This window comes from Pusillimonas sp. SM2304, from assembly GCF_031628915.1.
In the GTDB taxonomy this organism is placed as follows: Bacteria; Pseudomonadota; Gammaproteobacteria; order Burkholderiales; family Burkholderiaceae_B; genus Pusillimonas_C.
In genome coordinates this window covers 523,412-550,192 of record NZ_JAVLUJ010000003.1, presented here as the reverse complement: position 1 = coordinate 550,192, position 26,781 = coordinate 523,412, and the positions used below count along the sequence as shown (strand labels likewise).

At 61.8% G+C, this 26,781-nt stretch carries 22 protein-coding genes and 1 tRNA gene; 12 read left to right on the top strand and 11 right to left on the bottom strand.

Features of this window, described 5'->3' with window-relative positions:
• Positions 1–37: 37 nt before the first annotated feature.
• The 3 genes from RE432_RS17400 to RE432_RS17390 form a co-directional block, all read right to left on the bottom strand.
• Positions 38–3,286, bottom strand: a complete 3,249-nt coding sequence (locus tag RE432_RS17400) for an ATP-binding protein (protein ID WP_310934808.1) — start codon at positions 3,284–3,286, stop codon at positions 38–40.
• Between the two features lie 133 nt (positions 3,287–3,419).
• The gene (locus tag RE432_RS17395) at positions 3,420–6,248 is read right to left on the bottom strand and encodes an ATP-binding protein (protein ID WP_310934807.1); all 2,829 of its coding nucleotides are present in this window, start codon (positions 6,246–6,248) and stop codon (positions 3,420–3,422) included.
• A 141-nt stretch (positions 6,249–6,389) separates the two neighbouring features.
• Positions 6,390–6,728: a winged helix-turn-helix transcriptional regulator gene (locus RE432_RS17390; protein ID WP_310934805.1), complete on the bottom strand. Its 339-nt coding sequence runs from the start codon at positions 6,726–6,728 to the stop codon at positions 6,390–6,392.
• 47 nt (positions 6,729–6,775) lie between these two features.
• Between RE432_RS17390 and RE432_RS17385 the strand changes: the two genes are divergently transcribed.
• Entirely contained in the window at positions 6,776–7,147 is a 372-nt protein-coding gene (locus RE432_RS17385; protein ID WP_310934803.1) for a nuclear transport factor 2 family protein, read from the top strand.
• A gap of 249 nt (positions 7,148–7,396) precedes the next feature.
• Here the strand turns inward: RE432_RS17385 and RE432_RS17380 are convergent.
• Positions 7,397–7,473: transfer RNA gene (locus tag RE432_RS17380), tRNA-Arg, on the bottom strand.
• A 62-nt stretch (positions 7,474–7,535) separates the two neighbouring features.
• Positions 7,536–8,087, bottom strand: coding sequence for a DNA-3-methyladenine glycosylase (locus tag RE432_RS17375; protein ID WP_310934801.1), 552 nt, complete (start codon positions 8,085–8,087; stop codon positions 7,536–7,538).
• A 251-nt stretch (positions 8,088–8,338) separates the two neighbouring features.
• Between RE432_RS17375 and RE432_RS17370 the strand changes: the two genes are divergently transcribed.
• On the top strand, positions 8,339–8,548 hold the full coding sequence (locus RE432_RS17370) for a cold-shock protein (protein ID WP_128354895.1): 210 nt from the start codon (positions 8,339–8,341) through the stop codon (positions 8,546–8,548).
• 464 nt (positions 8,549–9,012) lie between these two features.
• Here the strand turns inward: RE432_RS17370 and RE432_RS17365 are convergent, their stop codons facing one another.
• Both RE432_RS17365 and RE432_RS17360 read right to left on the bottom strand, forming a co-directional pair.
• Positions 9,013–10,062, bottom strand: a complete 1,050-nt coding sequence (locus RE432_RS17365) for an adenosine deaminase (protein ID WP_310934799.1) — start codon at positions 10,060–10,062, stop codon at positions 9,013–9,015.
• Positions 10,063–10,074: 12 nt separating this feature from the next.
• Positions 10,075–10,701 carry a GntR family transcriptional regulator gene (locus RE432_RS17360; protein WP_310934798.1) on the bottom strand — a complete coding sequence of 209 codons (627 nt, stop codon included), beginning with the start codon at positions 10,699–10,701 and terminating at the stop codon, positions 10,075–10,077.
• A gap of 156 nt (positions 10,702–10,857) precedes the next feature.
• On the opposite strand from RE432_RS17360, the gene RE432_RS17355 reads away from it, so the two are divergent.
• The 7 genes from RE432_RS17355 to RE432_RS17325 are packed head-to-tail and all read left to right on the top strand — an operon-like array spanning position 10,858 to position 19,062.
• Positions 10,858–12,114 (top strand): ABC transporter substrate-binding protein, encoded by a 1,257-nt coding sequence (locus RE432_RS17355; protein WP_310934797.1) that lies wholly within the window; start codon positions 10,858–10,860, stop codon positions 12,112–12,114.
• Between the two features lie 60 nt (positions 12,115–12,174).
• A complete protein-coding gene (locus RE432_RS17350) occupies positions 12,175–13,056 on the top strand; it encodes a branched-chain amino acid ABC transporter permease (RefSeq protein ID WP_310934796.1) in 882 nt (293 codons plus the stop codon).
• Between the two features lie 4 nt (positions 13,057–13,060).
• Positions 13,061–15,577 carry a branched-chain amino acid ABC transporter ATP-binding protein/permease gene (locus tag RE432_RS17345; protein ID WP_310934795.1) on the top strand — a complete coding sequence of 839 codons (2,517 nt, stop codon included), beginning with the start codon at positions 13,061–13,063 and terminating at the stop codon, positions 15,575–15,577.
• Between the two features lie 12 nt (positions 15,578–15,589).
• The gene (locus RE432_RS17340; protein WP_310934794.1) at positions 15,590–16,372 is read left to right on the top strand and encodes an SDR family oxidoreductase; all 783 of its coding nucleotides are present in this window, start codon (positions 15,590–15,592) and stop codon (positions 16,370–16,372) included.
• Between the two features lie 18 nt (positions 16,373–16,390).
• A complete protein-coding gene (locus tag RE432_RS17335; protein WP_310934793.1) occupies positions 16,391–17,329 on the top strand; it encodes a 3-hydroxyacyl-CoA dehydrogenase in 939 nt (312 codons plus the stop codon).
• Between the two features lie 23 nt (positions 17,330–17,352).
• Positions 17,353–18,285: a 3-keto-5-aminohexanoate cleavage protein gene (locus RE432_RS17330; protein WP_310934792.1), complete on the top strand. Its 933-nt coding sequence runs from the start codon at positions 17,353–17,355 to the stop codon at positions 18,283–18,285.
• Positions 18,286–18,288: 3 nt separating this feature from the next.
• A complete protein-coding gene (locus tag RE432_RS17325; RefSeq protein ID WP_310934791.1) occupies positions 18,289–19,062 on the top strand; it encodes an SDR family oxidoreductase in 774 nt (257 codons plus the stop codon).
• 29 nt (positions 19,063–19,091) lie between these two features.
• Here the strand turns inward: RE432_RS17325 and hexR are convergent, their stop codons facing one another.
• Genes hexR through zwf form a run of 4 tightly spaced genes read right to left on the bottom strand, consistent with a single transcriptional unit; the run spans position 19,092 to position 23,027 of the window.
• Positions 19,092–19,937 carry a transcriptional regulator HexR gene (hexR, locus tag RE432_RS17320; protein ID WP_310934790.1) on the bottom strand — a complete coding sequence of 282 codons (846 nt, stop codon included), beginning with the start codon at positions 19,935–19,937 and terminating at the stop codon, positions 19,092–19,094.
• Positions 19,930–20,910: a glucokinase gene (locus RE432_RS17315; protein WP_310934789.1), complete on the bottom strand. Its 981-nt coding sequence runs from the start codon at positions 20,908–20,910 to the stop codon at positions 19,930–19,932. The genes hexR and RE432_RS17315 overlap by 8 nt, the downstream gene beginning before the upstream one ends.
• Positions 20,891–21,580 (bottom strand): 6-phosphogluconolactonase, encoded by a 690-nt coding sequence (gene pgl, locus RE432_RS17310; RefSeq protein WP_310934788.1) that lies wholly within the window; start codon positions 21,578–21,580, stop codon positions 20,891–20,893. The genes RE432_RS17315 and pgl overlap by 20 nt, the downstream gene beginning before the upstream one ends.
• Positions 21,567–23,027, bottom strand: coding sequence for a glucose-6-phosphate dehydrogenase (gene zwf / locus RE432_RS17305; RefSeq protein ID WP_310934787.1), 1,461 nt, complete (start codon positions 23,025–23,027; stop codon positions 21,567–21,569). The genes pgl and zwf overlap by 14 nt, the downstream gene beginning before the upstream one ends.
• A 192-nt stretch (positions 23,028–23,219) precedes the next feature.
• Here zwf and RE432_RS17300 point away from each other — a divergent pair, with 192 nt between their 5' ends.
• The 3 genes from RE432_RS17300 to RE432_RS17290 are packed head-to-tail and all read left to right on the top strand — an operon-like array spanning position 23,220 to position 26,753.
• Positions 23,220–24,251, top strand: a complete 1,032-nt coding sequence (locus tag RE432_RS17300; protein ID WP_310934786.1) for a LacI family DNA-binding transcriptional regulator — start codon at positions 23,220–23,222, stop codon at positions 24,249–24,251.
• Positions 24,251–25,747, top strand: coding sequence for a sugar ABC transporter ATP-binding protein (locus tag RE432_RS17295; protein WP_310934785.1), 1,497 nt, complete (start codon positions 24,251–24,253; stop codon positions 25,745–25,747). The genes RE432_RS17300 and RE432_RS17295 overlap by 1 nt, the downstream gene beginning before the upstream one ends.
• The gene (locus RE432_RS17290) at positions 25,719–26,753 is read left to right on the top strand and encodes an ABC transporter permease (protein WP_310934784.1); all 1,035 of its coding nucleotides are present in this window, start codon (positions 25,719–25,721) and stop codon (positions 26,751–26,753) included. Before RE432_RS17295 ends, RE432_RS17290 begins: the two co-directional genes overlap by 29 nt.
• Positions 26,754–26,781: the final 28 nt, after the last annotated feature.

The window sequence follows — 26,781 nt, the reverse complement described above, 5'->3', positions numbered from 1 at the left end:
CCCAGGGTTGGCCTAATGGAATCATATCGCCATCTTCTTATGCCTCATCGTTTATTTGCTCCAGCAGGCGGCTGAAGGCCTGCGCGAAATCAGCGGCTTTGCCAGAGGATGCGTGATCCAGGCCATCGCGCCTGAGTGCGGCTTCAAGTTTTCTTGCCATGTCCGTCAACCCGCCTTGCTTGATGACGGCCAGCGCGCCCCGGATGCGATGCGTCAGGGCAATCAGCTTGTCTGGCTGCTCGTCGCGCAGCGCCTGCTCGAACTGTTCAAGGTCGCGGCGGCCGGTTTCCAGGAACAGCGCTTTATGCCTGGCCGGAAAGTCCGCAAGATCGAACGTCATCGCGTCGCCCGGGCCGCGGGCGCCGGGGGCGGGCGACGCGCCCGCAGCGGCAAACTTTGCCAGCAGGGAACGAAGGGTATCCAGCTCGATGGGCTTGACCAGCCAATGTGTCATGCCTGAATGCATGCAGCGCGTGCCTTCGTCACGCATGCCGTTGGCTGTGACGCCGATGATGGGGACGTTGACGCCCTGGCTGCGCAAGGCCACCGTCAGTTCGTAACCGTTCAGCCTGGGCATATTGACATCGGTCAGCAACAGGTCATAGGCGCCGATAGACCAGGCGGCCAGCGCCTCGGCGCCATCTTGCGCCAGGGTGACGGAGCACCCTAGCTGTTCAAGCTGGTCCCGCAGCGTGACTTGATTGATCGGGTTGTCTTCCGCGACCAGGACACGAAGCGCGATGCCGGCGGGTTCAGGGTGTGCCGTCGATGCGCGCGCGGGCGCCGCATCTTGTTTGCGCGCCAGGCGCTCGATGGCGAAGCCGATGTCATCCACCGAATATCGGCTGACGTGGACAAGCCCGTCTTGCGGACTGCCGTCCGCGTCGTCCGCAACGATATGAAGGGGCGCAGTGCCGGGCGGATAGGCATCGCCCAGCACGACATCGAGCAAGACGTCCTGCTGGCCCAGGGGCGGTTGCGATTCGTGTGCGGGGCGAGCGTTGGCGCCCCAATGATTCAGCCAGGCGCAGAGGTTGTCGCGCAAGTCCTTGCGCGGGCAGCGGACGTAGACGGGCGTGTTCCCCAGGCTGGGGCGCTGCGCATGGTCTGGCGGCGCCTGTCGCAGCGGCAGGGACAGCAAGAAGCTGCTTCCCAGCCCTTTTTCGCTGGAAACCTCGATCTTGCCGCCCATCAGTTGGGCCAGGTTGGCGCAGATCGATAAACCCAGGCCTGTTCCGGGGGTTTCATGCCGGGCGTCCCGGACCTGATAGAACTGGTCGAACAGCCGGGATTGGTGTTCCGCTTCGATGCCGATGCCGCTGTCGGTCACCTGAATCATCAACGTCACCTGATCGCCCTCGGTGTCTTCGGTGCTGACGCGCACGATGACGTGGCCGGAGTCCGTGAACTTGACGGCATTGCCAATCAGGTTGGACAAGATCTGCATGAGCCGGGTTTCGTCGCCTTCGACACGCTCTGGAATGGTGGTGTCTATGCAGCTGTACAGCACAAGCGCCTTTTTCCTGGCCAGCGCCGAGTAAGCGCCGACGCAGCGCTGGATGAGTTGGCGCGGATTGAAGAAAGTGGATGCCAGTTCCAGCTGCCCGGCTTCGATTTTGCTGATGTCTAGAATGTCGCTGATCAGTTTCTGCAGAATGACCGAGGAATCCTGGATCCGCTCGACATGTGTGCGTTGCGCGCTGTCGAGCTTTGTCATGCCCAATACGTCCAGCGTTCCCAGCACGCCATACAAGGGTGTGCGGATCTCGTGGCTCATGGTGGCCAGAAAGTGGGACTTGGCTTCGTTGGCGCGGTCCGCCTGCTGTCGCGCCTGGCTTAAGGCCTCTTCCATGGCGATGCGATTGCTGATGTCGGCGAATGCGCAAAGTATGGCTTCCTGCTTATGGTAGCGCGTAGGCGTGAACGCCATGAACAGATACCGCCCGTCGGCCGTCTTGAACGCCTCGATGGTGTCGGGGCCGGTTGCGCCCAGTAGCCGCTGGCGCAATGCCGTGGACTGCAGGGCGGCGGGCCAGGGCTGGCCGGCGGCCAGGCCCAGCCACCGCGAGCAAAGGCCGTTGCCGAACATCACCTCGCCATCCTCTTGCCGCAGCGCGCATAGCGCAACCGGCGCGGTGTCGAGCACGCTGCGGTTGAACGCTTCGCTTTCTATGATCTCTTGCTGGGCGGCCTGGGCGGGCAAGATGACGCGCCGCTTGTACCAGCGGGCATACAGCCATGCGCCGCTGGTGCTCAACAGAAGAATGATCAGCACGCTGGCAAGAAGCCAGAAATTGCCGCGAAAGTAGGTCGCATAATCAATTTGATAATGGCCCGCCCATTGCCCGCTCTGGTCTTCAAGCTTTACGACGATGCCGTGCCGGGTATAGTGCAGCCCGGCCTTGGACACGGCCGGCGGCTCGGCTTCCCCGATCAGCAACTGGCCGTTGCGCGACAGCCAGAACCGATCGTAGGGTTGGGTATCGAGCACCCTCTGGGAGATGCTGATGCGGTCGCGGTCAAACAGCGTCGCCGCGTAGACAGGTATGGATGCTTGCGGCCCGCCCTGGCCAGGCAGGGACGTCAGCACGGCGGCGATCATGTAGCGGCTGGCTTGCGCGTACCGTAGCCATGTGACCGGGGGCGGTGTGTCTTTCAAGGGGTCAAGGGGCAGGCGGCCGGCTGAAGGCGTCAAGCGCCTTTGCCCGCGCACGGTGTCGGTGACGTTAAGAAATATCGCCTGGGTCAGCGGCTGATAGCCTGATTCGGCGTTCACGGCGGGAACGCTAAGGCTGATGTCGTCGGCCGGATCGATCAGGAATGCGGCGGCGGCCGGGAAAAAAGAAGCCGCCCAGTATTTCGAGTAGAAATCCGACAGGTAGCCGCCAATACCCACGATCTCTTTGCCCTGGATGGGGCAGCGGGCTTGCTGCCCGCACATCAGGCTGAAGGGCATGGCCGCCAAGGCGTGCTGGCCCTCGTAGAACATTGCGTTGGGCCGCTCGGCGGGCGCCGGTGTGTGTTGACCGGTCAGCGGGACGATATCGAGCGGCTTCAGGAGCCGGTTCTGCCGGTCCAGCGTCGCAAGGAATTTTTCATGCTGCGCTACGTAGCGCGTGACGATCTTGAAGTCCATCTGCAGCTTTTGCTGTTCTTGTCCCGAAATACGCTGCACGCCCCAGATCAGAAGACTGACGAGCACCAGCGCAAGGGGCAGGATGCCGAATAGCGCAAGATTCGACCGTTGCGAGGTGCGGGTGACTTTAGTAAGGGCGGAATTAGGCATGAGGGGGCTCTGGACGATCTAGGTCAGGCAATTCAGCCCCCCATGCTTTGGCTGTCATCGATGAAAAACCCGATAACCCATCGCTTGGCGGTTCTGGCCGGCAGGACGACTATATAACAGTTTGGCGGGCGCATTAAGCATTCCGCTCGATGGCGGCCGACGCAATATCGTGGAGCGTTTGCTCCAGCAAGGAAAAAGGAAGCGGCTTGGTCAGGACCCGGGTCAGCCTCGCCGCCGCGAGCGGCTCGGCCGCGTCGTAGTAGACGTCCGCCGTGACGCCGATAATGGGCCCTTTATAGCCGCGGCTGCGCAGCAGCTTCGCAAGCTGGTCGCCATTGATCGAGGGCATGTGCAGATCGGTGAAGACGGCGTCGAAGGCGTGGATATCGTCGCGGTCCAGCGCATGGTGGCCATTTTGCGCGACCGTGACGATGCAGCCCAGGTATTCCATTTGTTCGCGCAGGATGGCTTGGTTGATCTGGTTGTCTTCCACCACCAGAATCTTCAGGCGCAAGGGCTTCTTTTGGGCTGGGGTTTCTGCATGGCCGGCATCGCTGCTTTCCCGCAGGATGGCTTTTACGCTGCGGATGATGTTGAATGGATTGGGAGAGGTAGACACCGGCGCATCGCTGGGTTCGGAGGACGGCAGCCTGACCGCTATTGTGGGGCCTGTCCATTCAATCGGCGGCAAGGCCTGCGGCCAGGCTTCGATCAGGACAGGGGCTTTGCCCTTGCCCAGCATGTGCGAATGCCAGGGCCTGGCGGCAGCGCCGGAACGCGTAAGCCAGGCGCAAAGGTTGTGGACCACTTCGGGCACTGCGCCCCGCACAAGCACCTGCTGGTGTGCGAGCTCTGTGGTGCAATCCGCGGCTGCGGAGGCAAGGGACAGCGTTACGCGAACCCGGAAACTGGTGCCCAGGCCGGGCTGGCTGGTAAATGAAAGATGGCCGCCCATCAGTTCGACAAGTTGATGGCATATGGCCAGGCCCAGGCCGGTTCCGGGCACGATGGAGTGCGCCCTTGTGTCTATGCTGTAGTAGGGCTTGAATAAATGCGGGTGATGCGGGGCGGCGATGCCGGGCCCCGTATCGGATACCTGGAACGCCACCTCTATTGCCTGCCTGGATAGCCGTTTGGCGCTTGCCCTGACGATGATCTGCCCCACCTGCGTAAACTTGACGGCATTGCTGACCAGGTTGTTAAGGATCTGCTGCAAGCGGGCGCCATCGCCCACCAGATGTTCGGGCATCGCAGGGTCGATGACTGAATAAAGGCGTATGCCTTTGTCCTGCGCCCGGGCAGCGAAGTTCCCGATCACCTGGTCTATCAGTTCGGGCGGCGAGAACTCTTCGACAGTCAACTGAGTGTGTCCGGCTTCGATGCGGGACAGGTCCAGCGTTTCGTTGATGGTGCGGATCAGGGACGATGAGGACGCCTGTATGGTGGCCAGGTGCTGGGCCTGGCCGCTTTGCAGCTTGGATTTTGCCAGCAGGTCGAGCGTGCCGAGTATGCCGTAGAGCGGTGTCCTGATTTCATGGCTGACGTTGGCCAGGAAAATCGTTTTTGCGGCATTGGCGGCTTCTGCCGCGCGCTTGGCATGCACCAGCGACTGCTCGATTTCCTTCAGCTTGGAGACGTCGCTGATGCTGCATAGAATGCTGTCTTTGCCTTCGTAGAGGCAGGCGGAAAAGGTCAGGAAGGCACTGCGTCCATCCCGGTGGGTAAACTCGCGGCCAGCGTGCGTATCCGGGTCCTCGTGCCGGAGGATGGCTTCGCGCAATAAGCCATCGTCCTTGAGCCAGCTTTGCGCCCTGCCGTTGGAAAGCAGGATGACGCCATCGTCCCGGCGCAGCAGGCATATGCCCACCGGGGCGACATCGATGATCATCTTGTTCAGGGCCAGGCTGTCCGCCAGCGCCCTGAACTTATCAAGGGCGGGCTTGATCAGCGTGCGTTTTATATGCCTGACGCCGAAGACGACAGACGCACACAGCAGCACGGCGACAAGGCTTGCCATCTGCAGCGGCGTAGCCGCTTCTTTCAACAGCCTGGAGAGCTGCGCATAGTAAGCCAGCCGCCATCCCGCCTGTCCTACCGATTTGCTCAGGACCAGCGATTTGGTCGACCAGCTATCGCCTTGCAGGCTGAATGAGTCTTGGGTGATCCCGCCCAGCAAACGCTGGCAGGTCAGTGGCATGGCAGGGTAGAGCAAAGCAGCCTGGTTGCCTGGGCCGTAGAGTACGCGGCCCGTGCCCTCGGACCATTGCGCCGGATCATCCTGGAAGTCGCTGCTGATGGCCAGGCCAAACCAGGCGCTGCGCTCATGCAGAATATCCAGGGGGGTGTACAGGAAAAGCCTTTTTTGCTCGTCCGTGGGCGGCCGGAGCCAGACAATGGGCGCTTGGCCGCCGGGTGCCGTCAGCAGGCCGAACGTTTGCAGGGCGCCCGCAATCCATTCTTCTGTCGCGGGCGAGATGGGCGGGTCTTTGTCCACGCCGGGAATGTCCGACTGTATTGGGCGGGTCGTGCCGGCCTGGATGGACGAGAATACGGGCAGGGCGCCGACGCGCCGCAGCTCTGCATGGTTGCGCGAGGTCAGCACCAGGCCCCAGTCATAGTCCAGTTCTTTGCCCAGGGGGACGATGCTGAGTTGGTCCAGCCAGCTATTGGGGATGGAGGGTATGGGGGCAGAGGCTTCTTTATGGTCGTGTACCACAGAAGCGGCGAGCGAACGCAGCAAACCTTCGCGCTGGTCGAAATAAAGCTGTGCTTCGTAGGCGGCCGCATTCATTTGCCGCCGATGCGACGACACGACACCGCTGAACACCCATTGCAGATAAAGAAACGTGATCGCCAGAATGCAGATGATCAGCGTGCCCGCCAGCAGGTGCAGCAATACCAGGGGACTTTTGGGCGCACGCTGGACAGTGTCGGCGGCATGGTGTGTTTCATCTCCTAGCATCAGAGCATGTTATGGAGATCTGCATCTGGCTGGAATAAGAATAATCTGAAAGTAGATCAGGCCATGTTGCTGATCTACAGCAGGCCTTGGGGCTTGAACAAAATCGGGCAATCGGGACAGCGGCAGCATCGACCGCATGCGCTAAGCGGCTGGCAAGACCTTGCGTTGTTCTCCCCATGTCAGCATCGCGTCCAAAGCGGGGCACAAAGCTTGGCCCCACTCTGTGAGCCGGTATTCGACCTTGGGCGGTACTTGGGGATACAGCTTTCTTGAAACGATGCCATCGGCCTCAAGTTGCCGCAGCTGCTGAGCCAGCATCTTCTGGGAAATGCCTGGAATCAACTTTTCAAGGTCCGAATAGCGCTGCACTTTTCCATCAAAAAGGTGGAAAAGAATGATGAGTTTCCATCGGCCTTCAAGGAGCCGGAAAACGTCCTCTACGCCAACTGCAGCGCTTGCCGGGGTGTATAGCTTCCTCATGGCTCAGTCACTTACTTTTTCGTGCGTTCTTGATGAAAGGATAGTCTATGGCGAAAATGCCTTGTACGGTAAAACATAGCGAGAACGCAATCATGCCCCTTTCACTACCCACCCCGGTCTCCACCTATTTCGAGATCAGCAATGGCTTGGACATTGCTCAGGTCTTCAATTGTTTCACACAGGATGCCGTCGTCGCTGACGAAGGCCAGACGTACCAGGGCCACGCTGCCATTCAGACCTGGCAGCGTGAGGCACAGAAAAAATTTGAGTACACCGTCGAGCCTGTCAGCATGACCCAAGAGGGCGGCCGCGTGTCGGTCACGGCACATGTGGCTGGCAACTTTCCCGGTAGTCCGGTACAACTTGGCCATGTTTTTGAGCTGGCGGAAGACAAGATCAAGTCGCTGAAGATCGGTTGATGCCCAGGGGGAGCAATCCGCGACGCATCCAAGCGCCATGGGCCGATGGGCCTATCGGCTATGCGGCCGGCCGCAACCCTTGAAATTGTCAGGGTGACTGTCTATCCCCTCGAAAATGGGGAAGCGCCGAATGATGTAATTAAACCCGGTTTGATGAATGCCCTGATCCCCCGATTATGGGGAAGAACCCGGCAATTTCGCTGCAAACACACAAACAGGAAGGGGCTTCCTTTCGGAAGCCCCTAAATCTGGCGCGGCTGGCAGGATTCGAACCCACGACCCCTTGGTTCGTAGCCAAGTACTCTATCCAACTGAGCTACAGCCGCTGCAAAAGAGGCGTAACTATAACATGGTTTTTAAACCTTGTCTTGTCTGGGAGCGGTACGATTCACTTTCTTGAAATATACGGGTTGCCGGCGATATAGAAGCGCAGGGGCTTGGCGGCCCATTCACCCGCGTAGTCGACCCCGATGCGGGGGCTGTCGGCGATAACGATGTCTTCAGCAGCCGGGTTTGCCGCAATAAACAGATCGGGGCTGCACAGATCGTGCCCATAGTGGCTCTTGTTCAGGCCCATGGCCTTGCACAGGCGGCCGGGCCCGCGGGTATTCTCGGACAGGTTGGCCACAGGCTCCAGGGCCCGCAATAGCACCGCGGCACCGGTTCCGTCCGCCTCGGTCACCACATTCATGCAATGGTGCATGCCGTAGATCAGGTAGATATAGGCATGGCCCGGCGGCCCGAACATCACACGTGTACGGGGCGTGAGGCCTTTGGACGTATGCGCCGCCAAGTCGTGCGGGCCGAGGTAGGCTTCGACTTCGACGATTTTACCGATACGCTCGATACCGTCGGCGCGGTGGACCAGAAGTTTGCCCAATAGGTCGCGGGCCACCTGGATGGTGTCCCGATCATAAAAATCGCGGGAAAATGCTTGCATGGCGTTGGAAAAGCAACCTTGTTATCGTTTGATACCAAATAGCCCGGAAAACAGCCAAATAAATTCAATTATTTGCGTTGATTTAAGTTGACTGGGCCTTTTCTTCTCTATACTATACAAGCCTAGATTTTCAAGTTCGTTGAAGTTAGTACAATCCAGTACCAGTTAACACAGTACTTTTTTGCTCAAATCTCTACACCTTGACAGTCTTCTATAGGGCATGTCGCTCATTATTTTTAGGGATTGCAAAAATGCAAACAGAAACTGGTATTGTTAAGTGGTTCAACAACGAAAAAGGCTTCGGCTTCATCAAGCCTGAATCGGGTGGCAAAGACTTGTTCGCGCACCACACCGACATCATCGGCACCGGCTTCAAATCGCTCGAAGAAAACCAGCGCGTTTCCTTCGTAGCCGCTGAAGGCCAAAAGGGCCCACAAGCCAAATCGATCCAGGTTATCTAATAACCGGCCAGATTTAAGAAAAGCCCACCGCATTGCGGTGGGCTTTTTGCTTTCCAGGGCTCATCGACGCCAGCGCGGCCCACTCTCCATCTTTAAAGACGCTCTCACGCCATCCACCCGACTGCCGGGCGGCCTTCTTCACGCCTGATTATGATGCTATGGCGTCGCTTCATACTCGAGAAAGGCGGCTGCGGCGGGGGCTGTGCAGGCGCCTCGCGCACGCCGTTTCATGCCGTTCCATCGGGGATGCAAGGATGCGGCTTGTTCGAGACCGACGGGTGTCGGGCCACTGGCCCGACCGGTCGAGTTCCGCATCCGCCCCGATGGGGCGGCATGGAACGGGCAGCCCTGGCGCAGCCAGGGCCGTAGCGCGCGAAGCCGGAACAGCCCCCGCCGCAGCCGCCTTTCCGCAGCAAAGAAACCCCAATCGACCCACCCACCCGCCTACAAGCAAACCGATACCCTCAGCCCCCCGCCACCACATCCGCAATCCGCTTCAAATACCCATTCTTCTCATGCTCCGGCAGGAATGACGCAGTAATGCTGTTGCAGGCCAGCGCAGCCAGTTCCTTATCGCTCAGCCCCAGGCTCTGGGCGCAAGCCGCGTAATTGTCGGCGATATAGCCGCCAAAGTAAGCCGGGTCATCGGAATTGACCGTTACCATAACGCCTTGCCGGAGCATGCGGGCCAGGTTGTGCTGCGACAGATCATCCACCACGCGCAGCTTCAGGTTGGACAGCGGACAGACTGTCAGCGGTATTTTTTCGGCGATCAGGCGCTGCATCAAGGCCGGGTCGTCCTCGCTGCGCACGCCGTGGTCTATGCGTTCCACCTGCAGTACATCCAGCGCGGTGCGTACATAGGCCGCCGGACCTTCTTCGCCCGCATGGGCCACCAGGCGAAAACCCAGGGCCTTGCAGCGCGCAAAGACATCGGCGAATTTTTCGGGCGGATTGCCCTGCTCGGCGGAGTCCAGCCCGATGGCCGTCCATAGGTCCGCATACTGTTCCCGCAAAGGCAGCGCTGACTCCAGCGTTGCGTGTGCGTCTGCTTCCGGCAGGTGCCGCAGAAAGCTCAGGATCAGGCGGCTACTCATGCCGGTCGAGGCCCGACTCTCACGCAGCGCCCGGGCGATGCCGGCGAAAACGGTTTCAATCGCGATGCCGCGCCGGGTGTGCGTTTGCGGATCGAACATGATCTCGGCATGCACGACGCCGTCTTCCTGCGCGCGGCGCAGGTAGGCCATGGTCATGTCGTAGAAGTCGTCTTCGGTGATCAGCACGCCTGCGCCGGCGTAATACAGGTCCAGGAACGATTGCAGGTTTTCGAACTGGTAGGCGGCGCGCAGGGCGTCGATCGACGCATAAGGCAGGGTGATGCCATTGCGCTGCGCCAGCGCGAACAGCAGCTCGGGTTCCAGCGTCCCCTCTATGTGCAGATGCAATTCCGCCTTGGGCAGGCGTCGGATGAAATCGCGCAGCGCGGGCTGCGTCGGCGGAGCGGATACGGGCATGCCGGTCTTTTCTCAGGAGAACTGTTTGGACAATATATGCTTGAACGCGCTTTCTATGTCGGCGTGCAGCGCCTTCTTGGCACGCTGTCCATTGCGCTGTTCCAACGAGGCTATCATTTTTTCGTGATGTCCGACCGCAATCTTGTTCTTGGTGCGCTCCGACCCGGCACGCAAATCATAGTTCAGGACCGGACCTATTCTGAGCCACAGGCTTTCAATGATCTTGACCAGCAGCGGCATCCGGGCCGCCTCGTACACTGAAAAATGCAATTCCTTGTTGATCAGGACGACGGCGGACTTGTCCGATCCGGGCGCATCCATTTCCCGTGCCAGTTGTGCGTTCAGGCTGCTGAGCGTGTCGATCAGCGCCGGCGTGGCGTGTTGCGCGGCCTGCTCGACGGCATAACCTTCTATCTGCAGGCGGATGTCGGTGATCTCCTTGAGCTGCGCCGCAGTCATCAGGGGAACCCTGACAGAGCGGTTGGGGGCCACTTCCAGCGCCTGGTCGGCCACGAGCTGGTAAACCGCCTCGCGCACCGGCATCATGCTGACGCCCAGCGCCTCGGCGGTCGAGCGCAGCGACAGCTGTTCGCCCGGCATCAGTTGCCCGGTCAGCAAAAGCTCCTTTATTTGAAACAAAACATTTGCGCCCAAGGTCTCTCGTCTGGGGGCGGGGTTTAACAGTGCAGACATGTTTCCTTCATCTAGGGGTAATTGCTAGCTGTGATCTGTGATCACAGTTGTCTAGTATAACGACAATATAAAGCGGCAAGTGTAAAACCACAGGAGACAAGCATGACAGAAAAGAAAACCGCAGCGGCGCAGCCCGGGCGCCGGCTCTTGCTTCAAGGTTCCGCAGCCATGGCGGCCGGCCTGGCGATGCCGGCATGGGTGCGGGCTCAAAATACCGGCCCCATCCGTATCGGCCATTTGACCCCCCGGACGGGATTTCTGGGCCCCATGGGCGAATATGCGGTGCTGGGCGCCACGTTGGCGGTGGAAGAGGTCAATGCCGCAGGCGGCGTGCTGGGCCGCAAGTTCGAGCTGTTGACAGAAGACAGCGTCAACCCGCAGACGGCATCCACCAAGGCCCAGCGCATGGTCGAGCGCGACAAGGTCGATGCGCTGGTGGGGGAAATCAGTTCGGCTTCGGGGCTGGCGATTGCACAGGTGGCTACGCGCGCCAAAACCCTGTTTCTTCAAACCGGATGCAATTCCGACGAGCTGCGCGGCGCCAACTGCAGCCGCTATATGTTCCATCTTGAAGCCTGCAACACCATGTATGTGCGCACGATAGGTCAGGCGCTGCTGCGCGACGGCATGGTCAAGGGCAAGCGCTGGATGGCGTTCACGGCCGACTATGCTTTTGGCCATGACCTGTTCAAGCAGACCAAGAAGTTCATGGACGAAAATGGCGCGGTATTCGTGTCCAACGACATGCTGCCCACCGACGCCACCGAGTTCAGCGCGTCCTTGCTCAAGATCAGGCAGCAGAAGCCCGACCTGGTCATGAGCAATCTGGCCGGCAACCAGACCACCAATTTCGCCAAGCAATACGACGAGTTCAATATCGATATTCCCTTTGCGGGCGCCGATATGAACATGACCAGTATCTGGGGGGCGGGGAAATCGGCGTTCAGGGGAACCTGGCCCATTATCTGGACGCATCAGGTCCAGGCAGAGTCAGCCAAGGCCTTCGTCCAGACATTCCAGAAGCGCTGGAACAAAATCCCTGAAAACCAGGCGGTGAACGACTACCTGGCCATCAAGATATTGGCCGAGGCCATGAACAAGACCCAGTCCGACCAAGCGGACAAGGTCATTGCCTACCTGGAAGGCGACAACAAGTTCGACGTATTGCGCGATCGCCCCGGCTACTTCCGTCCTTGGGATCACCAGATGATCTACGAGATGTACACCGTGCAGCCCAGCGGCGACAAAGACGCCGGGAAAGACGATTTCATGACGACCAGTGCGCCGGTTCCGGGCGCATCGGAGGATCTGGAAGCGCTGGCGCCGACGCAGCAAGAGAACATGTGCAAGTTTGCCTGAGGCATCCATGATTAATGCGCTGAAGCGATTCAGCGCTTTTTTCCGCCGGGAGGCCAGGTTTTGGCGACGGAACTGATATTCATTTTCCAGCAAGTGGCCAACGGCTTGCTGCTGGGTTTCTATTATTTGCTGATTGCGCTGGGCCTGTCGATTATCTTCAGCCTGGGCGGGATCGTGAACCTGGCCCATGGGGCGTTCTACGCGATTGGCGCCTACCTGATGGTGTCCCTGAGCGAACAGTTCGGCTATGGCGTGGCGTTCGTGATGTCGCCGGTGCTGGTCGCGGTGCTGGGCATGATCGTCGAACGCCTGTTTTTCAAGCGCTTCTATCAGGCCGATCCCACGCTGAGCCTGCTGTTCACCTTTGCGCTGTCCATGGTGATAGAGCAATCGCTTCGGATGATATTCGGCGCGTCGCCCCTGTCGTTTTCGGTTCCGGACTTCGCGCGCGGGCAATTGATCGTGGGGGACTTCTTCTATCCCGTCTACCGGATAGGCATGCTGTTGGTGGCCCTGGGCGCCGTGGCGGGGACCTGGCTGCTGCTGAACAAGACCGCCTTCGGAAAAATCGTCAAGGCGGGCATCAACGATCCCGACATGGTCCGGGCCATGGGCATTTCCCTGAAGCCGGTCATGACCGCGGTATGCGGCCTGGGCATCGGCCTGGCCGGGCTGTCGGGGGTCTTGCTGGCGCCCATCACCGGCGTGCAGCCCGCGATGGGCCAGGAAATACTCACGGCGGCTTTTGTGGTCGTGGTCATTGGCGGCCTGGGCAGTTTCTGGGGGGTGGTGCTGGCGGCCATGCTGGTGGGTGTGATCCGGGGCCTGACCTCGTACTTCTATCCCCCCGCATCCGAGGCCTCGCTCTATCTGCTGATGCTGCTGATCCTGATCATGCGCCCACGCGGTCTGCTGGGTGAAAAATTCGAACGCTTGGAGTAGGGCCATGTCGAGTTCCGAACTGAAAAAAATGGCCCTGATCGCGCTGGGCCTGGTCATCTTGCCCATGGTGCTGGATGCGGGCGGCCTGACCTACAGCACGGCCGTCGATTGCCTGGTGCTGGCGCTGGCGGGACTGGCCCTGAATATTCTGTTGGGCTACACCGGCCTGGTGTCGTTTGGCCATGGCGCGTGGTTTGGCATCGGCGCTTATGCGATGGGCATTTTCCAGTTGCGCTTTTTTCCGCAGTCCACTCTGGTTCCGCTGGTGGCGGCTGTTGCGCTGGTCGCCGTGGTGGCCTTGCTGGTGGGGCTGTTGATATTGCGGCGCCGCGGCGTGTACTTTTCTTTACTGACCCTGGCGTTCGGCGCCTTGTGCTTTGCGGTGGCTTATCGCTGGACGGCGCTGACGGGCGGTGAAAACGGCCTGGGCGGCATAGAGCGCCGCGCCGTGTTCGGCATCGATCTGGATGCTTCCGTCAACTTCTATATCTTTGTCGCGCTCATTGCTTTCGTGGTGATCGGTTTCTTGTTGCGCCTGACCCAATCGCCCTTCGGCCATGTCCTGACCGCCATACGGGAAAACGAAGTGCGCACGCGATTCGTGGGCTTTGACGTCGATTCGTACAAGCTGCTGGCCTTCGTCCTGTCGGCCGCCATCACCGGCCTGGCGGGCGGGCTGTCGGTATTGGGCCACCGGATTGCCTCGGCGGAAACCATGTCGCTGGCGTTTTCGGGCGAGCTGCTGGCGATTGTCCTGATCGGCGGCATGCGCAGTTTTACCGGCCCCATATTCGGTGCGCTGTTCTATATCCTGTTCCGCGAATACCTGTCCATGTATACCGCGAACTGGCTGCTTTATTTCGGCCTGGTCTTCATCTTCTTCATTCTTGTCACGCCATCGGGGCTGACCGGCGTGTGGCAGCGACTGGTCCGGCTGGTCATCCCCGAAAAGACGACGGGGGCGGCCATGGGCCAGCGGGTGATGCCGGCCGATCCGGACTTCTTCCCCTCTTTCCTGACGGGCCGCGATGCGGCGGCGCTGGCCTGCGTTGGCATCAGCAAGCATTTTGGCGGCATCAAGGCGGTCGATGACGTCAATCTGAATGTAGCGGGCAAGGGCGTGCACGCGCTGATCGGCCCGAACGGGGCCGGCAAGACCTCGCTGTTCAACCTGATCTCGGGCATGTTCCCGGCCGATCAGGGCTCGCTGGCGCTGGACTCGGCCAGCCTGAACGGCCTGGGGCCTGACCGGATTTGCGCCAGCGGCCTGGCCCGCTCCTTTCAGATCACCAATCTGTTCAAGGGCTTGACCGTGCGCGAGAATCTTTGCCTGTCGGTACTCAGCCGCGACCCCCATCGTTTTTCCATCTGGCGGCGGCTCGACGCTTTGCCCGACACCCAGTCCCAAACAGAGGAACTGGTCAGGTATCTGGGCGTCCAGGGCATGGAAGGCGCGCGGGCCGAGGACTTGTCGTATGGCGGCCAGCGCGTGGTCGACATGGGGTTGGCGCTGGGGGCCGCGCCGCGCATCCTGCTGCTCGATGAGCCGCTGGCCGGCCTGGCCGCCGCCGAGCGCGACCGCATCGGCAGGCTGATACGCAAGCTGGGCGACCGCATCGGCATCTTGCTGGTCGAACACGACGTCGATCGCGTGTTTGCCATGGCCGATACCATTACCGTGATGAATCAAGGCAGCGTGCTGGTCGAAGGGGATGCGCAGAGGGTGCGCAGCGATCCCCAAGTGCGGGAAATCTACATCGGATCGGGCAGCGAGGCGCTGGCAGCCAAAGTGCAGCCGGCGGCCCTGCAGGACGACGTCGCTTTGCGCGTACGCAATCTGGATGCCTATTATGGCAAGAGCCACATTCTTTCCGATATTTCCTTCGAGGCGCGCAAGGGCGAAGTGATCGCCGTGCTGGGGCGCAATGGCGCCGGCAAGTCGACCCTGCTCAAGACCCTGCTGGGCCTGGCCCGGATGGGGGCGGGTTCCATCGACATCGCGGGAAAAAGCATGGCGTCGCCCATCCCCGAAGCCATGGCGCGCCTGGGCATTGCCTTCGTTCCCCAGGGGCGCCGGCTGTTTTCGGGGCTGACCGTCAAGGACAACCTGATGCTGGGCCGCTTGAAGCGTTCTGAAAAAGGGTCTAACGGCTGGCCCGATGAAGAAATCTTCAAGATATTCCCGCGCCTTAAAGAACGCTACAACGTCGACGCCACCCTGTTGTCCGGCGGCGAGCAGCAAATGGTGGCGATTGCGCGGGCCCTGGTCGGCCATGTCGAGGTCCTGCTGCTGGACGAACCCTTTGAAGGCTTGTCGCCGGCCATGATCGAAGAGGTGTTCAACGCAATCCTGGCCTTGAAGGCGCGCATGACCATCCTGATCGTCGACCATAATCTGGATCTGGCGCTGGCCTTGTCCGATACGGTTCTGGTGCTGGACCGGGGGAAAGTGGCCCATCAGGGCGAGGCGCGCGAATTATTGGTCAATCTGGAGTTCCGCCAGGAAAAATTGTGGGTCTGACACGAGGTGAGTATGTTTGAAGATGTGAGCATGAAAGACAAGAAGGTGTTGATCACGGCCGGGGCCAGCGGCCTGGGGCTGGAAATGGCCCGGGTATTCGTGGCGGCGGGATCGGATGTGTTCATTTGCGATGTCAGCGAAGATGCGCTGCTGGCGGCGCGCAAAGAGCTGCCGCAGATTCATGTGGCCGTGGCCGACGTGTCGGACGAGGCGGGCGTGAAAGCGCTGTTCCAGCAGGTGCAGGAGGCTTTCGGGGGCCTGGACGTGCTGATCAACAATGCCGGCATTGCGGGGCCTACGGGTTATGTCGAGACATTGAGCCGGGCCGATTGGGACCGGACCCTGGCGGTCAACATCACGGGTCAGTTCCTGTGCGCGCAGCAGGCCATCCCTATGCTGAAGTCGTCCAAAGCAGGCGTGATGATCAATATGTCGTCCGCGGCGGGGCATCTGGGCTTTGCCGGCCGGTCGGCCTATTCGGCGTCGAAATGGGCGGTGGTGGGTTTTACCAAGACGCTGGCCATCGAGCTGGGCCGCTACGGCGTGCGTGTCAATGCCATCTTGCCGGGCGCGGTTGAAGGGCCGCGCATTCGCGCCGTCATTGCCGCCAAAGCGCAGGCCATGGACAAGCCCGCCGAAGCGCTTGCGTTATCCTATGAGCAGCAGGCATCGCTGGGCCGCATGGTGTCGGCGCGCGACATCGCCAACATGGCCTTGTTCACCGCCAGCGATGCGGCAGGCAGCGTGCATGGCCAGGCGCTGGTGGTCGATGGCCATACGCAGGCTTTGGTTTAACTGAACGTCGAGGTAAAAATGAATGTTGCAGTCATTGGCGCCGGGCTGATTGGCCAGGCTTGGGCGATTGTATTTGCGCGAGGCGGCTGCCAAGTGCGTTTGTGGGATGGCGATCAGGCTGCGCTGGCACGCGCGCTGGCGCTGATCGAGCAGCAAGTGCTCGAGCTTGAAAAGAAACAGCTGCTGACCGATGCGCCCGGCGTGGTCCAGCGCATACAGGCGGCTGAAAGCCTTGAGCTGGCGCTGGAAACCGCCGTGTACGTGCAGGAAAACCTGCCTGAAAAGCTGGCGCTGAAAAAGGACATTTTCAGCAGGATGGACAGCCTGAGCCGTCCCGACACCGTGTTGGCAAGCTCCACGTCCAGTATTCCGGCCTCGGCCTTTACACAGGATCTGCCGGGACGCCACCGCTGTCTGGTGGCGCACCCGGTCAACCCGCCTTACCTGATTCCCGTGGTGGAACTGTGCGGCGCGCCCTGGACGGACCCGGCCACGCTTGAGCGGGCCCGGTCCCTGATGCAAAGCGTCGGGCAAAAGCCGGTCACCCTGCACAAGGAACTGGAAGGTTTCGTGCTCAATCGCCTGCAGGGGGCATTGCTGCGCGAAGCCTTCCGGCTGGTGCAAAGCGGCTGCGTCAGTGTCGAAGACCTGGATGTCACCGTCAAAGACGGCCTGGGATTGCGCTGGTCTTTCATGGGGCCGTTCGAAACCATAGACCTGAACGCGCCCGACGGCCTGCAGGATTATTGCCAGCGCTACGGCGGCATGTATGAATCCATCTCGAAGGAGCAGACCGATACGCAGGCCTGGCAGCCCGAGCTGGTCGCCGCCGTCGAGCAAGCGCGGCGCGCGCTGCTTTCCAAGGATCAGTTGCTGGACCGGCGCATATGGCGCGACGAACGCTTGATGGCCTTGCTGCTGCACAAGCAGCAGTCGGACTCCAATGAATCAAAGTAAACCGGCATCAGAAAGGAAACCTCATGGCCAGTAAAAAGAAAGTAGTGATTACCTGCGCGGTAACGGGGGCGATCCATACGCCCAGCATGTCCGAGCACCTGCCCGTCACGGCCGACGAAATCGCCGACGCCGCCATTGCCGCCGCCCAGGCGGGCGCGGCGGTGCTGCACCTGCACGCGCGCGATCCCAAGGATGGCCGTCCCACCCAGGACCCCGAGTTCTTCAGGCCGTTCCTGGCCCGGATCAAGGCCGGCACCGACGCCGTGGTCAACATCACCACCGGCGGCAGCCCGCACATGACCGTAGAAGAACGCATGCGTCCGGCCATGACGTTCAAGCCCGAGCTGGCTTCCCTGAATATGGGTTCCATGAACTTCGGCCTGTTCCCCATGCTCGACCGCTTCAAGCACTTCGAGCACGAGTGGGAACGGCAGCATCTGGAAAACAGCCGCGACCTGATCTTCAAGAATACGTATAAGGATATCGAGGCCATACTGCGCCAGGGCAGCGAAAACGGCACCCGCTTCGAGTTCGAGTGCTATGACATCAGCCATCTCTACAATCTGGCGCACTTCATGGATCGCGGGCTGGTGCAAAGCCCGCCATTCATCCAGTCCGTGTTCGGCATCCTGGGGGGCATCGGCCCCAACCCCGAAGACTTGATGCATATGCGCCGTACGGCCGACCGCCTGTTCGGCGATAACTATCAATGGTCGATTCTGGGCGCCGGGCGCAACCAGATACCGCTGGCCACGATGGGCGCGGCCATGGGCTCCAATGTACGGGTCGGCCTTGAAGACTCGCTGTGGATAGGGCCGGGCCAGCTTGCCTCGTCCAACGCCGAGCAGGTCAGCCGCATTCGCGTCATCCTGGAGGCGCTCAATCTGGACGTCGCCACGCCGGACGAGGCGCGCGCCATCCTGCATCTGAAAGGCGCCGACAAGGTGGCGTTCTAATCCATGCCAAAGAGGCCGATGTTCGATTTGTCGGGGCAGCTTGCGCTGGTGACCGGATCGTCCCGGGGCATTGGCTATGCGGCGGCGCGGGCGCTCGGCCTGCAGGGCGCCACGGTGGTGCTGAACGGGCGCCAGGCCGATACGCTGGAAGCGGCCGCGCAAACGCTGCGTGATCAAGGCATCCGCGCGCAAATCCTGCCTTTCGATATCTTCGATGTCGATCAGGCGGTTGCGGCAGTCGATACGCTGCGGGAGGATGCGGGGAAGATCGATATTTTCTTTTCCAATGCCGGCATTCAGCATCGCGCGCCGCTGCTGTCGTTTCCGCATCAGGAATTCGAGCGCATCGTGTCGGGCAACCTGACGTCGCAATGGGCGCTGGGCCGGCATATCGCGGCGGGCATGGCAGAGCGCGGCTATGGCCGGATCATCTTCACGGGCTCCGTCACGGCATTGCTGGGCCGGCCCGAAGTCACGGCCTACACGGCGGCCAAGGCGGCGCTGCACGGCCTGGTCCGGCAATGGTCGGCCGAGCTGTCCGGCTCGGGGATCACGGTCAATGCGATTGCGCCCGGCTATGTCAAAACCGAGCTGACCCGCAATCTGTGGGGGGACACGGCGTTCAATGCCTGGCTGGAAGAGCGGGTCCCGCAAAAGAAATGGGGCGACCCGGACGACATCGCATCCGCTGTCGTGTTCATGGCCGCGCGCGAATCGCGTTTCGTGACCGGCCAGGTACTGGCGGTGGACGGCGGCCTGTCTTCCTGCATGATGTAGGCGCGGCCGGGCCGGGAGGCCGGCGGGCCTCAGGCTTCGCGCCGGCCAGCCAGGCTGCGCTTGGTCTTTTCCAGCGCGCGGCTGGCCTGCTTGCCGCGTCTCAAGGCCACACCCAGCGCCAGTACATCGATCAATGCCAAGTGCGCCAGGCGTGAAATCATGGGGCTGTAGATTTCGGTGTCTTCCTGCGTGTCGGCGCGCAGCATGACGGTGGCCAGGTCGGCCAGCGGCGTGTTGGACGCGCTGATCGCGATGACGGGGCAAGCGTTCTTGCGGGCGAGCTTGACGGCATCCAGCAATTCCCGCGAGCGTCCCGAATGCGAAATGGCGACCAGCACGTCTTTGGGGCCCAGCATGGATGCGGCCATCAGTTGCACATGACTGTCGGAATAGGCGACCGTGGCCAAATCGAATCTGAAGAACTTGTGCTGGGCGTCGGCGGCGACGATGCCCGAGTTGCCGACCCCGTAGAACTCGATGCGGCGGGCGTTGGACAGCAGCCCGATGGCGGCGTCGATCTGGTCAGGGTTGATGTCGTTGCGCACGCGCAGCAGGGCCGATACGGCATTGTCCAGGACTTTGGCGGCCAGCATGGCCGCGCCGTCATCCGCATGCAGGGAGGAATGGACATAGGGCACGCCCGCCATCAGGCTGGCGGCCAGCTTGATCTTGAAGTCCGGCCAGCCCCGGTAGCCCATGCTGCGGCAAAAGCGGATGACGGTGGGTTCGCTGACCTGGGCCAGCTGCGCCACATCGCCCAGGGCCGACTTGGCCACATCGTGGGTCTGGTCAAGCAAGAGCTGAGCCACTTTGCGCTCGGCCGTGCTCAGGCTTGGAAGCTGCTGTTTGATATGTTCCAGCACAGATTTATTCATGATGGCAGTTATCCAGGTAGGCGGCCGCGCCCAGCAGCGCCGGATTGGCGCTGTCGATGACGAACACCGGTATGGCGGCCAGATAGGCGGCGAATCGTCCTTTGTCGTCGAAGCGTTGCCGGAAAGGCGAGCGGGGGAAGTAGTCCCCCAGCTTGGGAATGATGCCGCCGCCTATGTAAATGCCGCCGCGCGCGCCCAGCGTCACTGCCAGGTCGCTGGCCGCCGTCCCCAGCATGGCGCAGAATGCGTCCAGGGCCTCCAGACATATTGGGTCTTGGCCGGCGATGGCCAGGCGGCTGATGTCGGCCGGCGTATGGTCTTGCGGCTTCATGCCCCTGTCCAGGCACAGGCTGCGGTAGATGAAAGCCAGGCCCGAGCCGGAGACCAGGCGTTCCATCGAGACGTGTCCGAACGCGCTTGCGGCCGCACGCCACAGCATCTGCTCGCAGTCGTTGCGGGGGGCGAAGCTGACGTGGCCGCCTTCGGCGGCCAGGGGGATCCAGCCTCCCGCCGGATTCGGAATCAGGGCGGACACGCCCAGGCCGGTGCCGGGGCCGAGCAGGCCCAGCGGCGTGCCCGCCACGGGCTCGCCGCCGCCGACCCGGCGCAGCTCGGCGGGCGTCAGCCGGGGCAGCGCCAGCGCCAGCGCGGTGAAGTCGTTGATCACATGCAGCGATTCCAGGCCCAGGCGCCGGCGCAGGTCTTCGATAGAGAACGACCACGAGTAGTTGGTCATGGCGATGTGGTCGCCCAGCACGGGATTGGCCATGCCGAAGACGGCATGCCGGACCGGCGGATTGCCGTGGCGATGCAAGTAATGGCGCACGGCCGCTTCCAGGGTGGGGAAGGCGGCGCTATCCAGCACGTCGATCTTTTCGATGTCGCAGGCCGGGGAGCACAGGGCAAAGCGGGCGTGGGTGCCCCCGATGTCGGCAATCAGCCGGCGCTGCGTGTCAGTCGTGCCAGTAGACATCGGTGGGAACCTCGGTTTGGGTGATGACGTAGCTGATGGGCAGTGCCGGATCGGGCCGCTTTGCGGCTTGCGCCAGCACCTGGCGCTTGGCTTGCCCCGCGATGGCGATCATGATGCGTCCGGCGCCGAGCAGGGCGGCCAGCGTCATGCTGATCCGCTCATGAGGCGCCCCGACGGGGCTCAGGTGCATATAGCGTTGCATCTGCTGCCGGTCCAGGGCCTGGGCAAGTTGCGGCGCGCCGGGAAACAGCGAAGCCGTATGGCCGTCATCGCCCATGCCCAGCAGCACGAGCGACAAGGCGGCCCGCTGGCCGTTGGCGTGCGCAAGGCTGCTTTGCAGATCGCCGGGGTGGCTGACCAGGCCGGTGAACCTTGCCGCGCTTGCCTGATGCTGCAACAGGTTTTCGCGCACCAGCCGTTCATTGCTGTCGGCGTGTCCGGGGGCCACGAAACGCTCGTCGACCAGCACGATGTCGATCGCAGGCCAGGGCAGGTCGCTGCGGCTCAGGGCCTTGAACAGCGCAATGGGCGAGCGCCCGCCCGAGACGGCCAGACCCGCGCGCCCGCTGTCGGCAACGGCCTGTTTCAAGGTGGCGGATATATCGCGCACCAGTGCGTCGACATAGTGTTCGCGGGAAGTGAATTCATGCCACATATCAGGTCTCTTCATGCCAGACGACACCTGCGCGGGACAGCAGGCCGCTGGAGGCGGCCGGCCCCCAACTGCCTGCGGTGTACAGCTTGGGCGCGATGGCGTGCCGGTTCCAGCAGTCGATAATCGGTTCGACCCAGCTCCAGGCCTGCGCCTGTTCGTCGCAACGCATGAACAGCGCCAGGCGGCCGCGTATCACATCCAGCAGCAAGCGCTCGTAGGCATCGGCCCAGCGCGCCTTGAACATCGTGTGGAAGTCCAGGTTCAGGTAGGTGGACTGCAGGCTCATGGCATCGCCCGGCTCTTTGGCCAGAAAGTACAGGCGCACGCTTTCTTTGGGCTGCAGCCGTATGACCAGGCGATTGGCCGAGTGCAGGCCGATGGGCATGGGAAAGACGGAATGGGGCACTTTGCGGAAATTGATGACGATCTCGGCGACCCGTTCCTGCATGCGCTTGCCGGTGCGCAGGAAGAAGGGCACGCCGGCCCAGCGCCAATTGCCGACTTCGGCCTGCAGGGCCACAAAGGTTTCGGTGTTGCTGTCCGGCGCCACCTTGTGTTCATCGCGGTAAGCGGCAACCGGCATGCCGTTGATGGCGCCGCTGCGGTACTGGCCGCGCACGGTCTTGGCCAGCACGTCTTCAGGGGTGAAGGGCTTGAGCGATTTGAGCACTTTCAGCTTTTCGTCGCGCACGACGTCTTCCGACAGGCTGGGGGGCGGCTCCATGGCGACCATGCACAGCAACTGGAGCAGATGGCTTTGCAGCATGTCGCGCAGCGCGCCGGTGCGGTCGTAGAACTCCCCCCGTTCTTCCACGCCCAGCTCTTCGGCGATGGTGATCTGTACATTGTCTATCCACTCGCGGCGCCACAAGGGTTCGAACAGGGTGTTGCCGAAGCGGATGGCCATCAGGTTCTGTACGGATTCCTTGCCCAGATAATGGTCGATGCGGTAGATCTGGTTCTCGGCAAAGCATTTCCCCACGGCGGCGTTGATGGCATTGGAGGACTCCAGGTCGTGGCCCAGGGGTTTTTCGAGCACGACCCTGACGTTGGGGTGGTTGATGCCCACGACCGCCAGTTGCTGGCAGATCGTGGTGAACAGGTGGGGGGCTGTAGCCAAATAACAAACGGTGACCCGCTCGGGCGAGACCCCCAGCGCCTGTGCCAGCGCGGCGTAGTCGTCGGCCCGGCCCGCATCCAGCGTCTGGAAATGCAGGCGGCTTGCGAAGCCGGCCCACACGTCCTCGTCAAAATCCACGCCCAGCCGGGGCTTGACCCGTTCCGACAGCAGGGCCAGGTAGCCGTCGCGGCCGATATCCTTGCGTCCCAAGGCGAAAATCCGCCCGTCCTGATGCAGCGCGCCCGCTTTGTGCGCATGGTAAAGCGAAGGGATGAGCTTGCGCAGAGCCAGGTCGCCAGTGCCTCCAAAAAATACGATGTCAAAGGCGGGGGTCGTGGACATTGGGCTCTTCCTTATGAGTGAGTGCGTCTTTGATGCCATGCCGCGTGTATCGTTGCGTGCCGGAATGAAGTAATTTAGCTACAGGTCGGGCGGCTTGTAAAGCCAGACGGTTTAAGGGTAAGCCCCCAATTGAAGTGGTGCCAAGCCGCTGTAATAATGTAATCGATTACATTATGGAGAGCCGATATCGCTATGGCAAGACCGTATGCCGAACCCGGGACGGGTGCGATGCGCAGTGTGTCCATCGCGCAGGTGGCCGAGCATGCCGGGGTGTCGGTGGCGACGGTGTCACGCGTGCTCAATGGCAAGCAGGCCGTTAAAGAGCAGACGCGCTTGCGGGTGGCGGAATCGGTCCAGGCCATGGGCTACCGGGTCAATCAGCTTGCGCGCAGCCTGCGCACCGACGAAAGCCGCTTGCTCTTGATCATGGTGCCCGATATCGGCAATCCGTTCTATGCGCAGATCGTGCAGGGCATCAACGGGGTGGTGCAAGACAAGGGCTATTCGGTGCTGCTGTGCGAAACCGGCGGCGATGCCAACCGCGAACGCCGCTATTTCGACCTGCTGTCCTCGCGCCGCGCCGATGGCGCGATTTGCCTGGACCCCTATACCGTGCAGCAGGCGCTGCATGGCGAGGCCTTGCATTTCCCCTGGGTGGCCTGCTGCGAATTCGACCGCCGGGCCGACGTCCCCTATGTGGGTATCGATAACCGGGCCGCCGCCCGGGACGCTGTTTCCTATCTGATCGGCAAGGGCCACACGCGCATCGCTTTCGTCAATTCGGATATCCGGTTCATGTACGCGCGCGAACGCCTTCAGGGCTATGCCGATGCGCTGGCGCAGGCCGGCATCGCGCTCAACGCCGACTATTGCCTGTGCGCCGACAGCCTGGATTTTGCGGCCGGGAAAGCCGCGGCCGGTACCCTGGCCGCGCTGGACCAGCGGCCCACGGCGGTGTTTGCCGTCTCCGATACCTTGGCCATCGGCATGCTGCGGGGACTGCGCGAAGCGGGGCTGCATGTGCCCGGCGACATGGCGGTCATGGGCTTCGACGATATCGCGCTGGCGCAACAGACGTATCCCGCCTTGAGCACGGTCGCCCAGCCCATGCGCACTTTGGGGGAGCAGGCGGCCTATGCCTTGCTGAAGCAGCTGGACGACCCGCGCACGCGGGCCGCCGGCGTGCTGCTGCCGCACAAGCTGGTGCTGCGGGAGAGCGCCTGATGAGCTTATCCATCGCGTTCCGGTCGGTCAGCAAGGATTTCGGGTCCGTGCGGGTCTTGAATGACGTCAGCTTCAGCCTGGAACGAGGCAAGGTGTATGGCCTGCTCGGCGAAAACGGCGCGGGCAAATCAACCCTCATGAAAATTCTGTGCGGCTATGAAAAGCCCTCGGAAGGGGACATTCTGGTCGATGGCCAGCCCTGCGTGTTCGACTCATCGCGGGCCGCCGAAAGCCTGGGCATTGTGCTGATCCACCAGGAAATCAACCTGGCCGACGAACTGACCATTGCCCAGAATATTTTCCTGGGCCATGAAAAGAAACGCGGCATTTTCCTGGACAATAAATCCATGCATGGCGCCGCGGCGCAGGTCTTGGCCCAGGTCGGCCTGCAGGCCGACCCCGACACGCGGGTGGGCCGCCTGATCGTGGCCGAAAAGCAATTGGTGGAGGTTGCCAAGGCACTGGCCAAGCAGGCCCGCTTGCTTGTCATGGACGAACCCACGGCAACCCTTACGCCCGGCGAAACCGAACGCCTGTTTGCGCTGATCGGGCAGTTTCGCCAACAGGGCGTCACCATCGTCTACATTTCGCACAAGCTCGATGAGATCGAGCGCGTGACCGACCAGATCATCGTGATGCGCGATGGCCGCTATGTCACGAGCGCGCCCACGGCCAGCGTCTCAAGGCGGCAAATGGCCAATCTGATGGTCGGCCGCGAGCTGGCCGATCTGTTTCCGCGCAAATCGCCGGTCGATGCGGCTTGCGCGCCGGTGCTGGAAGTGCGGGATCTGTCGGTGCCCGGATGGGCCGACGGCATCGGCTTCGATGTACGCCCGGGCGAGATCCTGGGGTTTGCCGGCCTGGTCGGCGCCGGGCGCACCGAGTTGTTCGAAGGGCTGCTGGGCCTGCGCGAGCGCAGCGGCGGACGGATATTCCTGCAAGGGCAAGAGCGGAACATACGCAATCCTCGCCAGGCCGCGCGCCATGGCCTGACCTATTTAAGCGAAGACCGCAAGGGCAAGGGTATTTTGCTGGCCTTCGGCATGCGCCAGAATGTCACCCTGATGGCACTGCAGCGTTATGCGCGTCCGCTGCTCGATGCCGGGCTGGAGCGCGCGGCGCTGGACAAGGCCATGCGAAAGTTCGGCATACGCACGGGCAATCCCGGCAATCCCGCTTCGGCCCTGTCGGGCGGCAACCAACAGAAGCTGGCGCTGGCCAAGGTGCTTCACCCGGATCCCGCCGTGGTCATTCTTGACGAACCCACGCGAGGCGTCGATATCGGCGCGAAGCGCGACATCTATTTTCTGATTCACGAGCTGGCCAGCCAGGGCCTGGCTGTCGTGGTGATTTCGTCCGAGCTCATGGAACTCATCGGCCTGTGCCACCGCGTGGCGGTCATGCGCGCGGGGCGGCTGCAGGCCATGCTGGACGCTGGCCAGTTAAACGAAAAGGAGCTGATTGCGCATGCAACCGGAACACACCAAGGCGCCTGAAACCGGCCCATCGCCATCCGGCGCGGGGGCGGCGCGGCATGGCGCGCCTTCATGGACGGGACATCTGCACGGGCTGGGCCCCATCGCGGGACTGGTGCTTTTGTGCATTGCCGGCACGCTGCTCAACAGCAGCTTTGCCGATATCGACAACATCATGAATGTGCTGACGCGCACCGCCTTTATCGGCATCATCGCGGTGGGAATGTGCTTCGTCATTATCTCGGGCGGCATCGATTTGTCGGTCGGCTCGATGGCCGCGCTCATTGCCGGCAGCATGATTCTGGTGATGAACGCGCTGGCTGCGGTCGTGGCATCGCAGGTGGCCGTCATTATGCTGGGCATGGCGTTCGCGCTGGCGCTGGGCGGCTTGCTTGGCCTGGCGCACGGGCTGTTGATCACGCGCGGGCGCATCGAGCCCTTTATCGTCACGCTGGGAACGCTGGGGATCTTCCGGGCCTATCTGACCTATCTCTCGGATGGCGGCGCCATCACCCTGGACATGAATGTGTCCGACGCCTACAGCCCGGTCTACTACGGCAGCTTGCTGGGCATACCGATTCCGGTGTGGGTCTTCGTCGCCATTGCCTTGTTGGGCGGGCTGTTGCTGAATCGCACCGCCTTCGGCCGCTATGTGCAAGCCATCGGCTCCAACGAGCAGGTGGCGCGTTATGCGGCGGTCAACGTCGACAGGACCAAAACGCTGACTTATGTGCTGCTTGGCATGTGCGTGGGCATCGCCACGGTGCTGTATGTGCCGCGGCTGGGCTCGGCCAGCCCGACGACCGGCCTGTTGTGGGAGCTTGAAGCCATTGCCGCCGTGATCGTGGGCGGTACGGCGCTGAAAGGGGGCGCGGGCACCATGACGGGCACGGTGGTCGGCGCGATCCTGCTGTCGGTCATCGGCAATATCCTCAACTTGACCAGCATCATCAGCGTGTACTTGAACGCGGCGGTGCAGGGCTTCGTGATCATCATCGTCGCCTTCCTGCAGCGGCGCCGTTCCTGACATGTATCGCAAAGTGCTTGCGATTTTC